10 protein-coding genes and 2 pseudogenes are annotated in these 14,249 nt (G+C 73.8%); 7 read left to right on the top strand and 5 right to left on the bottom strand.

The annotated features are described in order from the left end of the window. Window positions 1–239 precede the first annotated feature (239 nt). A complete protein-coding gene (locus tag UK82_RS00345; protein ID WP_044886099.1) occupies window positions 240–446 on the bottom strand; it encodes a DUF1918 domain-containing protein in 207 nt (68 codons plus the stop codon). 695 nt (window positions 447–1,141) lie between these two features. On the opposite strand from UK82_RS00345, the pseudogene UK82_RS34660 reads away from it, so the two are divergent. Both UK82_RS34660 and UK82_RS00340 read left to right on the top strand, forming a co-directional pair. Further along, a pseudogene (locus UK82_RS34660) lies at window positions 1,142–1,330 on the top strand (inositol phosphorylceramide synthase); the annotation flags it as partial. 1 nt (window position 1,331) lies between these two features. Beyond that, window positions 1,332–2,215 (top strand): phosphatase PAP2 family protein (locus tag UK82_RS00340; RefSeq protein ID WP_236705303.1); only part of this gene is annotated, 884 nt, incomplete at its 5' end. 20 nt (window positions 2,216–2,235) lie between these two features. On the opposite strand, the pseudogene UK82_RS00335 reads toward UK82_RS00340, so the two are convergent. Together UK82_RS00335 and UK82_RS41290 are read right to left on the bottom strand one after the other, a co-directional pair. Then, window positions 2,236–3,394 (bottom strand): annotated as a pseudogene (locus tag UK82_RS00335) (acetyl-CoA C-acetyltransferase); the annotation flags it as partial. A 1-nt stretch (window position 3,395) separates the two neighbouring features. Continuing rightward, window positions 3,396–3,456 (bottom strand): hypothetical protein (locus UK82_RS41290; protein WP_255354227.1); only part of this gene is annotated, 61 nt, incomplete at its 3' end. Window positions 3,457–3,669: 213 nt separating this feature from the next. Between UK82_RS41290 and UK82_RS00330 the strand changes: the two genes are divergently transcribed. Continuing rightward, entirely contained in the window at window positions 3,670–5,490 is a 1,821-nt protein-coding gene (locus tag UK82_RS00330; protein WP_236705301.1) for a C2 family cysteine protease, read from the top strand. A gap of 7 nt (window positions 5,491–5,497) precedes the next feature. Here UK82_RS00330 and UK82_RS00325 read toward each other — a convergent pair whose 3' ends face one another. After that, window positions 5,498–6,355, bottom strand: coding sequence for a universal stress protein (locus UK82_RS00325; protein ID WP_044886051.1), 858 nt, complete (start codon window positions 6,353–6,355; stop codon window positions 5,498–5,500). 1,742 nt (window positions 6,356–8,097) lie between these two features. Between UK82_RS00325 and UK82_RS00320 the strand changes: the two genes are divergently transcribed. Then, a complete protein-coding gene (locus tag UK82_RS00320) occupies window positions 8,098–9,510 on the top strand; it encodes a hypothetical protein (RefSeq protein WP_236705300.1) in 1,413 nt (470 codons plus the stop codon). A 78-nt stretch (window positions 9,511–9,588) separates the two neighbouring features. Next, entirely contained in the window at window positions 9,589–11,325 is a 1,737-nt protein-coding gene (locus tag UK82_RS00315; protein WP_044886053.1) for an FAD-dependent oxidoreductase, read from the top strand. Between the two features lie 144 nt (window positions 11,326–11,469). On the opposite strand, the gene UK82_RS00310 is transcribed toward UK82_RS00315, so the two are convergent. Beyond that, window positions 11,470–12,243, bottom strand: coding sequence for a hypothetical protein (locus UK82_RS00310; RefSeq protein ID WP_044886054.1), 774 nt, complete (start codon window positions 12,241–12,243; stop codon window positions 11,470–11,472). A 280-nt stretch (window positions 12,244–12,523) separates the two neighbouring features. Here UK82_RS00310 and UK82_RS00305 point away from each other — a divergent pair, with 280 nt between their 5' ends. Both UK82_RS00305 and UK82_RS00300 read left to right on the top strand, forming a co-directional pair. Continuing rightward, complete coding sequence (locus UK82_RS00305; protein WP_044886055.1) at window positions 12,524–13,051, top strand: peptidylprolyl isomerase; 528 nt, start codon at window positions 12,524–12,526, stop codon at window positions 13,049–13,051. 123 nt (window positions 13,052–13,174) lie between these two features. Next, a complete protein-coding gene (locus tag UK82_RS00300; protein WP_236705299.1) occupies window positions 13,175–14,242 on the top strand; it encodes a rhomboid family intramembrane serine protease in 1,068 nt (355 codons plus the stop codon). The last annotated feature ends 7 nt before the right edge of the window (window positions 14,243–14,249 follow it).

Genomic DNA, 14,249 nt, shown 5'->3' with positions numbered 1-14,249 from the left:
CTGAATGAAACCGAGGGGGCACATTGCGTAATCGGCGGCGGAGGTCTCGACGCCTCATAGACGCAAGGCAATCCCGGTGACCCTCGTTCGGCCTGAAGGTGGCCGTAGGAATGGGCGGGCCGGGGGGCGACCCCGCACCTCCCCCGTGCGTCGCCCGATGGTGCCAGTGCACGGCGGCCGCGTGGCGTGATCGTCGGCGGTCGGCCGGCGCGGGCCGGGCCGACCGCCGACGCCGGTGGTCAGACTCGGGCGGTCTCTCGGGCGACGTGGAGCTCGACGAGCGAGTCGCAGCTCGGGAAGAACAGCCCCTCGTGCCCGTCGTCCCATCGAACGACGTACGGCGGACCGCCGTCGGCGCCGCGTATCTCGATCACGACGCCGTGCCGTTCCGGACTGCCCACGGTGCGGCCGTGGACGACGAACCTGTCTCCGACGGATGCGGACATCATGGCGGTCAACCTCCCTGCCGTTGTGGTGACCGATGGCATGCACCTGCGCTATCTGCGTAACACAGCCGCGGGGGCCCGGCCGGCCCGAAGTCCGAAAGGTCGCCGAAGTCGCGGGCGAGCCCGGCCGGTCCCCACCAATCCCCGCCGGTCCCGCGGTCGAGTCAGGCGCAGCCGCGCGGCGCGCGTCACGGGCACCGCTGGAGGCCTGGGGTCCCCAATCCGGCCACCCCCGCCGCCGTCGCCGGATCGTTCGTCCTATGCCGGCCGATGTCCGGAAGCAGGGCGGTCACGCAGGCTACGTCCTACCCGCGGTGAAATCGTAGGTCGTGGGTTCCCCGTCGTTAATCTGCGGGTAAGGCTGCCGTGGGAGGCGATCACTCGTCCGCCGCCGGTCTCACGGTCGGAACCGCTATGCGACCCAGCGTGAGACGTCGAGAAGAGTTCCGGGGACTGAGCCCTATCTCACATCTTTTTCCCGGCCCTCCTTACCGATCGGTCGGTAGGAACGATGGATGGGTTAACGGGAAGTGTCGTGATGGGGAGGCGGAGATGGTTCGGAGCTGCTCATGGTGAGCACGACGGGCCAGACCCTGATGGGCGGGCCGGTCCGGCCGGNCACGCTGGCCCGAGGCTCCGGTCGGGGTGACCGACCTGGTCGGGCGGCTGGGGCGCTGCGCAGCAGCGCCTTCATCGTGGGTCAGGTCGTTCTGCTGGGCTCGTTGTACTGGCTCTACGGGCTCGGCCGGCACTTCGCCGACGGCCGGGAGCTCGTGGCCCTGCACCACGCGAAGCGCGTCTGGCACATCGAGCGCCTGTTCGACCTGCCGAACGAGTCATCCATTCAGTCCCTCGCGCTCCACTCCAGCCACCTGCTGGAGTTCNCGAACCGCTTCTACATTGCGGTGCACTTCCCCGCGGCGATCATCTTTCTGCTTTGGGTGCTGATCTTTCAGCGGCCGGCCTGGCGCCGGGTGCGGACGGTCATCATGGCGTCGACCGGCGTCGCGTTGCTGATTCACATCGCCTACCCGCTGGCGCCCCCCCGATTCCTGCCGCGGCTGGTGCCCGGAGTGAATCTCGTCGACACCGGGGCGGTGTTCGGGCCGTCGCCCTACGGGCCGCACGACACCGTCGCCAACCAGTACGCGGCGATGCCGAGCCTGCACATCGGGTGGTCCATCCTGGAGGCGTGGGGGGTGATCACCATCCTGCGCGTCCGAGCCCGGTGGCTCGCCGTCCTGCATCCGATCATCACGACCGTCGTCGTGGTCATCACGGCGAACCACTACTGGCTCGACGGCATCATCGGCGGCGGCCTGGTCGTCGCCGCGGTCCAGCTCACTCGGCCGGAGGTCCAGGCCCGGCTGCGGCTGTGGGCCATCGCCTTCCGCCTGCCGGTCCGGGCCCTGCCCGCCGCCGCGATGGCCTGCGCACCGGGGACGGGCGCACCGGTGGCGTTGGCGGGCGGACCGCCACCCGGGGCGATCATCCAGGATCGTCCAGGGGCCGCCGGTCGGCCCGCGTCCGCGGTGCCGCAGGCCAGGAAGGGCCCCTCGGCCGACGTCGACGCCGGCGCGACCGTCGCCCGCGCTCCCGACCCGTCCGACGGGGTTGCGCCACGGGCCGCCCCGCCGCAGCGGGCCGCGGCCGAGGACGCCGACGATGCCGGCGGAGATGCCGGCGGAGATGCCGGCGGAGATGCCGGCGGAGATGCCGGCGGAGACACCGAAGGAGTGGCCGCGCCTGAAGGAGCGGCCGGCACCTGAGGAGTGCGGGACAGCAGGAGTCAGGACAGCCGTTCCAGGACGAGCGCCATGCCCTGACCCCCGCCGATGCACATCGTCTCCAGCCCGATGGTCGCGTCGGTGGTGCGCAGCCCGTTGATCAGGGTGGTCAGTATCCTCGCGCCGGTCATGCCGAACGGGTGCCCCAGCGCGATCGCGCCGCCGTGCACGTTCAGCTTCGACAGGTCGACGCCGAGTTCGCGGTAGGTCGGGATGACCTGTGCGGCGAACGCCTCGTTGAGTTCGACGAGGTCCACGTCGTCGATCGTCATCCCGGCCCGGGCGAGCGCCTGCCGGGACGCCTCGACCGGCGCCAGCCCCATGATCTCGGGCGACAGCGCGCTCACCCCGGTGGAGACGATCCGGGCCAGCGGGGTGACGCCCAGTTCACGGGCCCGGGTGCCGCTCATCACGACGACCGCCGCCGCGCCGTCGTTGAGCGGACAGGCGTTGCCCGCGGTCACCGTGCCATCGGGCCGGAAGACCGGCGGCAGGGCGGCGAGCGCCTCGATGGTCGTGCCCGGCCGGGGGCCGTCGTCGGCGTCGACGACCGTGCCGTCGGGGAGCCGGACCGGGGTGAGCTCCCGCTTGTAGAAACCGGCGGCGATGGCCTGCTCGGCGAGGTTCTGTGACCGGCAGGCGTACTCGTCCTGCTCCGCGCGGCCCACGCCGGTGAGCCGGGCGACGTTCTCCGCCGTCTGGCCCATCGCCATGTAGACGTCCGGTAGCTCGCCGTTGCGGCGGGGGTCCGTCCACGCCGGGGAGCCGGCGCCGGCCCGCGCCGCGGTGCGCGCCTGGGCGCCGGCGTAGCTGGGATTCTGGGTGTCGGGCAGGCTGTCGCTGTTGCCCTTGACGAAGCCGCTGACGACCTCGACCCCGGCGGCGACGAACACGTCCCCCTCCCCGGCGCGGACGGCGTGCATCGCCATCCGGATCGCCTGCAGAGACGACGCGCAGTACCGGGAGACGGTCGTGCCCGGCACGCCGTCGAGGCCGAGGCTGACCGCGACGACCCGGCCGATGTTGTGCCCCTGCTCCCCGCCGGGCAGCCCGCAGCCGACGATCAGATCATCGATCTCGTGGGGGTCGAGCATCGGCACCTGGTCGAGCGCGGCAAGGATGATCGTCGCGGCGAGGTCGTCGGCCCGAAGCTTCCGCAGCNTGCCCTTGAAGGCCCGCCCGATCGGCGAGCGGGCGGCGGCAACAACGACGGCCTCGGTCACGGACGCCCTCCCGGAAGCTCGGCGCTGCGGTCACGTGATCGCATGGCACTCGCGGCTAAATGATCAAACTTTAGCGCGGCGCGGTGCCCTCGGTCGCGGCCTCGCGGCCGGCGCGGCGATGCCGGATCGGTCGGGTTACCCTTTGATCATCGGGATGGACCGAGCCGGACGGACGGGCGGATGCGCGAGGGACCTGCTCCGACGGGCGGCGCCGTGGCGTCGGCCGGTACCGTCGACGACCTGTGCCGGCACGCCGCCGCGCTGCGCCGGGCCGCCACCGGGGTGGCTGCGGTGCTGGCCGGGGTCCGGACCACGGGTGGCGCTGGCTCGCCCCTGCGCGCCCGGCTCGACGGCCGCGTCCTGGTCTGGCAGGCGGCTCTCGATGCGGATGCCGAGGCGCTGCGGGCCCGCGCCGCGCTGCTCGACCGGCTCGCGGCCGGCTGGGCGCTGCCCACCCCAGGCCCCTGGCCCGCTGCGGCCATCTCACCCGGACCGACCTCGTCGCGGGTGCCGATTGTGCCGGCTGGGCCGACCGTGCCGATCGGGCCGACCGTGCCGATCGGGCCGACCGTGCCGATCGGGCCGGCCGAGGTGGCGGTCGGGGGAATCGGCGGCGCGGCGGTTCGCTTCGATCCGGTCCTGCTGGGCGCCCTCGCCGCGCGCCTGCGCGCCGCCGCGGACCGGGCGGCGGCGCTCGGCCGCGTGGTGGCCGTCGCCGTCGGCGAGGCCGACCGCACCCTGACACGGATGGGCGCCGCCGGGCCGGGCGGACCGGCCGGGCGCGGGCTGCGGCTCGTGGCCGTCGAGGCCCCCGCCGCCGCAGCCGACATCGAGCTGCGGATGGCCCGCTTCGCCGCCGCGCCGATCACCCTGCGCCGCGTCGGGCCGGGCGATCCATCCGAGCGGCCGGGCCGGACGCCCGGCGGCCGGCCCGCGTCGCCGACGGCCCTGGCAGTGGCGGCGGGACTGCTGGCCCTGTTCGATTCCGGGTCCAGGTCCATCCCGGACACTCCCGGCGTCGAGCGGCTGCGGGCGATCCGGGCGCGGCTGGCGGACCTGCCGGGTCCGATCCGCGCGGGAGTGATCGGGTTGCTGCGAGGCGGGCCGTTGACCGTCCTCGCCGCGATGGCCGCGCGGCTGGCCGGCACGCCGAAGCCGGGAGCGGTGCTCGCCGCAGCCGAACTCGCGGGCCTCGCCGACGATCTGCTCGCCGGGGCGCCGCCCGACCTGCTCGGTGAGCTGGTGCGGGCCCTGCCATGGCTCGAACCCGCCGCGCCGCCGCCCGCCGGCGGCGAGCGGTCGGGACCGGTCGTCGGTGTGGACCGCTCCGGAGACGCCATCGTGCGCGACGGCGCCGAACCCGGTGACGTCGGGCAGGGCGCCGTCGCCGACTGCTACCTCGCCGCGGCGCTGATCGGCCTCGCGCGGCAGGACCCCGCCCTGCTCGCCGAACGGCTGCGGCGCAACCCCAACGGCACCGTCACGGTCACCCTCCACCCGGGTTCGGGCGCACCGGTCGGCGTGACGGTGACCGCGACGCTGCCCGCGAGCCGAGTGTCCGCACCCGCTCCCCCCGGCGGCGGGGGCGGGCGTGGTGAGGCGGTCCAGGAGATCGCGATGGACGGCGACAACGCCGCGGGTCAGCCCGAGCTCTGGCCGGCGCTCTACGAGAAGGCGTACGCCCGCCTGCACGGCGGGTACCCCGCGATCGGGTTCGGCAGCGCCTCGGTCGCCCTGGGGACCCTCACCGGACGGTCGGTGAGCCGGCGAGCCGCCCGCGAGACGAGTGTCGCGGATCTCGTGGCCCTGCTCGGCCGAGGCGAGGTTGTCGTGCTCGCGACCCGGAGCCGGACCCGGCCCGGCGGCCTCGTCGCCGCCCACGCGTACCCGGCGCTGGCGGTGGATGCCGCGCGGGGACGCGTGCTGCTGCGCAATCCCTGGGATCCCGCGCCGGGCACGGACAACGTGCGGTGGTATGCCTGGTCGCAGGTCGTGGCGGACGTGCACACGGTCGTGCACGGGCCCACCCGGTGACGGCCGGCTACCGTCTGCGGATGATCGCGACGGGGGTCGGGCAGTGGATCATGCACTGATGGCTGACCGAACCCAGCAGCAGCTCGGCGAATCCGCCATGGCCGCGGGCACCGACGACGACGAGGTCGCATTCCCGGCCGGCGGCGAGCAGCGCCTGGGTTGGCGAGTCCGGCACCACCCGGCGTCGTAGCTCCAGCCCGGCGGGCAGGGCGTCGCGCACCGTGGCGACTGCCTCGTCGAGCGCGGCCTGGGCCTGTTCCTCCAGCGCCTGAGTGATCTCCCCGGGTGCCTCGGCGAAGGGCAGCGGGATGGCCGCGAGCCAGGCGTGCACGGCGATCAGCGCAACCCCGCGCCGGTAGGCCTCCTGGGCGGCCCAGGCCAGGGCGGCGAGCGAGTTCGGGGAGCCGTCCACGCCCACGGCCACCGCTCGCGCCGGTCGGCCGCAGGTCTGGGCCGGGTCGCCGCCGCGGGCGATCACCACCGGTGCCGGCGAGTGCACGGCCACCGAGGCGCTGACCGAGCCGACCCGCAGCCGGTGCAGCACGCCCCGCCCGCGGGCCCCGACCACGATCATGCGGGCGTCGTGCCCCACGGTGAGCAGTGCCTCCGCCCCGGGCTGATCGACGACCTCCTCGGCGACGTGCACCGCGGAGCCGGCCGGGACCGTGGCGGCGACGGTCTCGTGCAGCACGTGGGCCGCCCGCTCGGCCAGGCCGTCGCTCTCCTCCGGCCGGGGTGGGCCGCCGTGTCCGATCCCGACGACGGCCCGCAGCCCGCAGCCGTGCCGCTCGGCCTCGTCGAGTGCCCAGCACAACGCCACGTGGGAGCCCGGTGAGCCATCGACCCCGACCACGATGTCGGCCATCCGCCGCCTCCTTCGCCGCCCGAGTGGCGCCGCGTCCGCGGAAGCACGGTCGAAATACCCCACCCGCCGGTGGGGAACCCTCGGCGAGCGGGCCTGACCGGCGGCCCGCGACGCAAGGCGGACTGCTCCGGCCCGATCCCCGGCCCGACCCCCGGCCAGAGCTACCGGGGCCCGTGGCGTGGTGTCTCCATAGCCTGACAGATGGGTTCGATGTTCCTGGCTTCGGTTTCCCGACCGTCCGGAGGGTCCAAGCCGGAAGCGGCCGGACGGCGGCCCACTGTAGTGGTCCCACCGTGGGTTGTGGCCGTGCGTGCGCTACCCGTGACTTTTCGGTCCCACCTGCCGGCGGGAAAGTCGGCAGATCATGAGGTGTGGTTGGGCAAGCGTGGCAGCGCCTGATCCACAACCGCCTCGGTTGGCCGCGATCCGGCAATGATCTATAGCACCCGGAGATCCTTTCAATCCGGTCGCGCGGGAATCACGGCGCCGCCGGGCGGCATTCGTCACCGGGCGCGACGAGATGTTGCCGGCCGTGCCCTGTCCCGCATTCCCGGCATTGATGTGCCGGCCGGCCCCGGCCGATGCCGTCGGTCGGTGGTTGTCGCGCCGGGCCCCGGTCGGGGGCGGGCACTGGACGCGTGAGGAAAGGACGCCGGAATCGTCCCGGCAAGGTCGCGCAAAGATATGACGTCTTGCTCGAAAGAATGTCGGCCTGCCGCTCACTGATTCGCCGGCGGGTGGGGCTTTATCGGCCCTGCCGGCCGCCAACGGGACGGCTGGTTCGCCACGGCCTCGGCGGTTGCGGGGATGCGTCGCTCAGGTGTCTGGCATTCCCGCCGCCGGCACTGCCACCGCCTCGCCGCCGCCGCTGCGTCCTCGGGGCGCCTGGGGCCGCGGCCGGCCCGTCCGGCTCGTGGCGGCGTCGGGAGCGCGGCCGGAGGGCCGCTGGTGAATGGCCATCCCCGGCAGGCCGGGGATGGCCGATGAGAGGGCTGATTCGACGTCGGGCGCCGCGCCCGGCCAGATCCGGTCGTCTGCGCGCGCGACGCGCGGTGGTCCGGGGGGCGGCCCGGGACGGGCGGCCGGCGCGAGGTGCCGCCGGGCGGATCCCGGGCGGCGGGGCGAACCGGAGTCGGGCGTGTCGCGGGGCCTGGGTGTGGCACCGAAGGCCTCGTGCCCACGGTCACCCCTGCTCTCTCGTCGGAAAGCCGGGGCGCGGCCGAAAGAAACCGATCAAATCGATGACCGGTTGTCATCGGCGGCTTGATTTGCCGAATTTTTCGGCTGCTCGAACTCGCCATTTGGATGCCCCAGTGTGGCCCTTTCGTGGCCGCGTCGCCATCTTTTTGCTTGGAAGCAGTCGGGCGATGTTTGATGTTTCTGTCACACCACGACTACCCAACGGCGGTGATGGAGTCATGTCCTCTTCATGTGACCGTGGTGGCCCTCCACGGGAGCCGCTTGACCCGGTGCGGAGTACGGTGCCTGAACAGACGTCGACCCGCTCTCGTCCCACCGAGCCCGTTCCGGTGGGGCTGATCCCCGGACAGCCGGCCGTGACCACATCGGGTCCGGGCAGTCCGCCAGCATCGAGTGACCCAGCCGAGGGAAGGAGGCTTGTGCCGCCGGACACGATCCAGCTCACCATCCCCGGTGCTCTGGTTTCGGTTCAGGCGGTGCAGGAGCCGGGAACTCTGATCGCGGACCGCAGCGGATGGCAACGGGCCGTGTTACGCGCATCCATGCCCTCCGCGGCGAAACTCGTCGCGTGCACCCTGGCGTGCCACATCGCCGAGGCGCCGGAGTTCCTCCCCGCCGGTGCGGCCGTGAGCGGCCCCGGGCTGATCACCCTGCGGGAGGAGACCGGCTACAGCCGGACCCACGTCCAGCGGCAGGTTTCCCTGCTGCGCCGGCAGGGTTGGCTGACCACCGTGGCGCGGCCGGCCGCCGGCCGGACAACCCGGTTCGCCCTGAGCATCCCCGACTCGATGGTCCGGGCCGGTCTCGTCCGCCTGGTCGAGCCGCCCGTCGAGTCGACCGACGAGACGCGCGCCGAGGCCGCCAGCACCCAGGAATCCTCGCGCGAGTCGGGCCGCCGCCGCGGGCGCCGTAGCCGTGCCGGCTCCCACCCGAAGGGCGCCGCGCGGCGCCGCACCCGCGAGCGCGAGATGGCAACCGTGGGCAGCGAGGCGCAGGACCGGGCCGGCGGCTTCGTCGTCGACCTCGTGCCCTCGCGCGATCGTGGCCCCGTCGTTCCCGAGGCCGCCCAGCGTCCCGAGCCCCATCAGCGTCCCGAGCCCCATCAGCGTCCCGAGGACTGGCACCGCGAGGACCATCCGTACCAGCCGACGGACGCGCCCACCGCGCCCACCGCCACCGCCGTGACCGACCTGATCTCCGCCGAGCCCGCCGCTGCGGAGCCTACGGATCAGGCCACGGCGCACCAGGCGCCCGCCGCGCGGCCCCTGGTGGACGAAGCGACCGCGGACGAAATTCGGCGAGAGGCCGCGCACGAAGAGGCCGCGCACGAAGAGGCCGCGCACGTGCACGAAGAGGCCGCGGACGAGGAGGTGGCGGACGAGGCCACGTCGGGCGAGGCCCCGGCGCCCACGGTTCCGCTGCCCCCGCCGCCGCCCGCGCCGATGACTCTCGCCGCGACCCAGGTGATCAACGTGCTGGCGAACGCGATGCGCCGCCCGACCTCCGACTTCCTGGAGATCTTCGGCAAGCTGCAGATCATCTTCGACGAGGACAACTGGGATCCGGTCACGCTGGCCCTGCACCTTGTCCACATCATCCAGACCGGGGTGCTGGTCGGGGACGGCGACGAGATCGACAATCTGTCCTGGCGCCTTGACCGGCTGCCGCGGGCCTCGACCGACTGTGAGTGCCGCTCCTGCCGGGAGCGCCGGGCCGACCAGTTGAAGTCGCCGTCAGCCCCGTCCCCCAAGGGTCGGTTCAACCGCACGGGTGGGGCGGGTCGCGGCGTCGGCCGGCCGGCCGCGGCCGAGCCGAAACGCTCCGCGGCCGCGAAGACCGAGGCACCGCCGGTGGAGATCCCGCGGCCTCCCCTCGAGGCGATCGAGCGAGCCGCCCAGGCGGCGCGGGAGGCCCGGCTGCGGGAAAGGCAGCAGGCGGCGGACGGCGCGGCCTGACCGGATTCGGCGCGGTGTTGCGCGGGCCGGTCGGTGGGTCATCATGGGAGGCCGGCGTCGACGGCGGCAGGTGACAGCATGGCGGAACGCGGATCCGGCGATGGTCTCGACGCGGATGTGATCGTGGTCGGCAGCGGCTTCGGCGGCAGCGTCAGCGCGTTGCGCCTCGCGGAGAAGGGCTACCGGGTCCTCGTCATCGAGGCGGGTCGCCGGTTCAGCCCGCGGACGCTGCCGCGTAACAACTGGCACATCCGCCGGTTCCTGTGGCTGCCGCGGCTGGGGTGCCACGGCATCCAGAAGATCACCTGGCTGGGTCGGGTCATCGTGCTGTCCGGGACGGCGGTCGGCGGCGGATCGGTCGTCTACGCGAACACCCTGTACCGGCCGCTCGACGCCTTCTACACCGACCCGCAGTGGCGCGGCATCACGGACTGGCGCGCCGAGCTGGCCCCGTTCTTCGAGCAGGCCGAGCGGATGCTCGGGGTGACCGCGAACCCGACGACGACCTACGCCGACGAGGTGTTCCACGCGGTCGCGGACGAGATGGGCGTCGGTCCGAGCTTCGCGCCGGCACGGGTCGGGGTCTTCTTCGGCCGCGGCGGCCGGCAGGAGCCGGGAGTCCGGGTACCCGACCCCTACTTCGGCGGGGTCGGGCCCGGCCGCACGGGCTGCATCGAATGCGGCGAGTGCATGACCGGCTGCCGCCGCGGCGCGAAGAACACGCTGGACCGCAACTACCTGTTCCTCGCCGAGCGGGCCGGCGCGCGGGTCCTGCCCGACACCACGGTCACGGCCATCCGCCCGCGGTCCGACGGCGGGTACGAGGTCGACACGGTCCGGACGCCGGGGGTGCCCCGGCGCGGGCGGCGGACGCTGACCGCGGGGCAGGTCGTGCTCGCCGCCGGCACCCTGGGGACCCAGCGTCTGCTGCTCTCGGCGCGTGAGCGCGGCGACCTGCCCGCCCTGTCGCCCCGGCTCGGCGAGCTCACCCGGACGAACTCCGAGTCGATCCTCGGCGCGACGCGGTTCCGCCCGGACCGCCGGGTCGCCCGCGGAGTGGCGATCACGTCGTCGTTCTACCCGGACGCGCAGACCCACGTCGAACCGGTCCGCTACGGCCGGGGCAGCAACCTGATGGCCCTGATCAGCGCGGCGATGACGGATGGCGGGGGTCGGGTGCCGCGCTGGCTGAAGTACCTGCGGGAGCTGCTGGTCCGCCCGCACCACGCGGTGGCCATGGGGCTGCCCTGGCGCTGGTCCGAGCGGACCATGATCGCTTTGGTGATGCAGTCGCGCGACAACTCGCTGACCGTGTCCCTGCGGCGCGGCCCGTTCGGCCTACGTTGGCTGACGAGCCGGCAGGGCCACGGAGATCCGAACCCGTCGTGGATCCCGGCGGGCAACGACGCCGTCCGCCGGATCGCGGCCCGGATCGGCGGCTACCCCGGCGGCTCCGTCGGCGAGATCGCCGATATCCCGATGACCGCGCACATCCTCGGCGGCGCGCCGATCGGCGCGGACCCGTCCAGCGGGGTGATCGATCCCTACCAGCGGGTCTTCGGGCACGAGGGCCTGCACGTGGTCGACGGCGCGGCGATCTCGGCGAATCTCGGGGCGAACCCGTCGCTGACGATCACCGCGCAGGCCGAACGGGCCATGTCATTCTGGCCGAACAAGGGGGAAGCGGACCCCCGTCCGACGCTGGGCCAGCCCTACCGGCGGGTCGATCCCCGCCCGCCGGCCCGCCCGGCCGTGCCGGTGAACGCCCCGGGCGCGTACCGCATCGGCGATCCGGTCGCCGCGCCGCGCCGTTGACCGGTCGCCGGCTCGCCCGCGCCCGCCCCGGGCGGCCGGCCGGACGGACACACGGCCGGGCCGGTGACCAGGGGCGGACGCCGGCGGCGGAACCGGCGCGTGGCGGACTCGAACCCCGCCGGCCGGATGCCGCCGCCGCGTGCCTCAGCGGGGCCGGCTGGGCTCGCCGAACGTCGTGTCCACGCCCGGCATCTCCTCGAGGCTGTTCGTCGAGCTCGCCAGGCGGTCGTCGAAGGGGGCGCGGCCGCTCGCCCGATCGGTGGCCGCGACCGAGCCGGTCGTGCCGCCGATCGGCGCCGGCTCCGCGGTGACCGTCGGGTTGTCCTGCTGGGCCAGGTAACGGCGCACCGCGACGGCGCCCGCCGCACCGGCTCCGGCCAGGACGAGCGTCAGCAGGCCGCGGCGGCGCCGGCGGTGCACCCGGGCGAGCTTGCCCTCGGCCTTGGCCAGCCGCTTCTCCAGGATTTCCTGGGCCTTGTCGGCCTGGACGCGGGCCTTCGCCTCGTTGGCCACGGCCTTGCGTGAACGCTGCCGCTCCGAGCGCAGCTCGGCGGCGGCGCGGGCCCGCTCGGCGGACAGCTCGGCCTGGGAGCGGGCCTTCTCGATCCGCCGGCCGGCCCGCCCGGAGACGGCGACGGCCTTCCCCGCGGCCTTGCCGGCAGCCTTGCTCGCGACGCGCGGGACGGCCGTCCCGCCGCGGGTCGCGGAGCCGGAGACGTCGGAGATTCGGTGGGCCACGGTCACCCCGGCCTCCCGGGTGGCCGACGCGGCGGTGCCGGCTGTCTCCCCGGCGATGCTCGCCGCGCGGTGGGCGACCGTACCGGCCCGGTCGGCGGCGTGCTTCGCCGCGTCGGAGAGCCCGCTGACCGGCGCGGTTTCGGTGACGTGCGAAATACGGTCCTTGATGGTGGTGCTCATGGCGTCCTTCCCTGGAGCCGAGATCGTGGCGGGGGGTCGCGGGCGGTCAAGATCTGTGCAGTGTGCCGTACCCCGTTGGCGGCCCTCTCCAACGCGCCGGCCCCCCGCAGGCGTGTCACGCCGACCTGCGTGACATGCCTGGGCTGTGCAGAGGCCCGTCACGCGGTGCATGCCGATGCGGGCGGTGCGGAACGTCGGCTGCGCCCGGCGCATACGATCGGGTCCGGCTCGGGCGCCGTCTGACCGGACATCGACCCAGACCTGAAGAGAAGAGAGGCTCATGGCCGAGGAGCTGTACGCGACGCTGCGGACGACTCAGGGGGATATCGAGATCCGTCTGTTCCCCGATCACGCTCCCAAGACCGTCCGCAACTTCGTCGGGCTGGCGACCGGGACGCAGGACTGGACGGACCCGGCGAGCGGCGCCAAGAAGACCGGAACCCCGCTGTACAGCGGCACGATCTTCCACCGGGTCATCCCGAACTTCATGATCCAGGGCGGGGACCCGCTGGGCTCCGGCCGCGGGGGCCCGGGCTACCAGTTCGCCGACGAGTTCCACCCCGACCTGACGTTCAGCAAGCCCTACCTGCTCGCGATGGCGAACGCCGGGCCAGGCACGAACGGCTCGCAGTTCTTCGTCACCGTCGCGCCCACCGACTGGCTCAACCGCAAGCACACGATCTTCGGTGAGGTCACCCGGGGCACCGACGTCGTCGACGCGATCGCCAAGGCGCCGACCGCCGCGCAGGACCGCCCGAAGTCCGACATCGTGATCCAGGAGATCGTCATCGACCGTCGGCCGGCCTGACCGGTCCGGCCGGGCCCGACTCCGGGGGAGTACGACCATGAGAACACCGGACGTGCCGCCGGCCGGCCGGTCGTGCGCGGGGGCGCGGCGGGTGCGATCCAGCCGCACTCATGGGGTCGGGCGATGACCCAGCCGCCGCCGGAGCCGGGCGGACCCGCGGGCGACGCGGGCTCCGGCCCGGCCGGGGCGGGCTGGCGGCCCGCCATCGGCCCGCCGGCCGGCCACCCGGGCTGGATCCCGCCACCCGGCGCGCCCGCACCGGGTCCCTCGCCCGCACCGGGTCCCTCGCCCGCACCGGGTCCCTCGCCCGCACCGGGTCCCTCGCCCGCGCAAGGTCCGCAGGGGTCGTCGATTCCGCACTGCTACCGCCATCCGGATCGGGAGACCTACGTCTCCTGCCAGCGCTGCGGCCGGCCGATCTGCCCCGACTGCATGCGGCCGGCGGCGGTCGGGTTCCACTGCCCGGAGGAGGGACGTCCGGAGGGCGGGCGGATCGCCCCGCGCGAGCGCGAGCCGCGTACGACCCTCGGCGGCCGGGCGCAGCTCGCCCGGCAGGGGCTGGTCACCCAGATCCTCATCGGGCTGTGCGTGGTCGCGTACATCCTTCAGGGGGCGCCGGGGCTCGCCGGCGGCGACACCAGCAACCGGTTCACCGACGACTTCGCGATGATCGGCTTCCGGATCGCGGCGGACGACCAGTACTACCGGTTGCTCACCGCGGCCTTCCTGCACGCGGGCGTGCTGCACATCCTGTTCAACATGTACGCGCTGTACCTGCTGGGCTTCCAGCTCGAGGCGATCCTCGGCCGGGTCCGCTACCTGGGCCTGTTCGTGGCCGGCGCGGTCGGCGGGAACACACTGAGTTACCTGCTCGGCGGACTGTCCACGGCCTCGGTCGGCGCGTCCACCGCGATCTTCGCCTTCTTCGCGGCCTACTACGTCATCGCCCGTCGGCTGCGGGTCGATTCGCGGCAGATCCTCATCGTGCTCGGGATCAACCTGCTGATCACCTTCTCGTTCAGCAGTATCGACAAGTGGGGCCACCTCGGCGGGCTCGCGGCCGGTGTGATCGTCGGCCTGATCTACGCCTACGTACCCCCGCGGCGGGCGTGGGTGCAGGCGGGCGGCGTCGTCGGGATGATCGCGCTGCTGTTTGTCGCGGCGGCCGTCAAGTCCTCGACGCTGATCTAGCCCGCCT

The sequence above is a fragment of the Frankia sp. ACN1ag genome, from assembly GCF_001414035.1.
GTDB classification, from domain to species: domain Bacteria; phylum Actinomycetota; class Actinomycetes; order Frankiales; family Frankiaceae; genus Frankia; species Frankia torreyi.
This window is presented reverse-complemented; position numbering and strand designations above follow the sequence as displayed.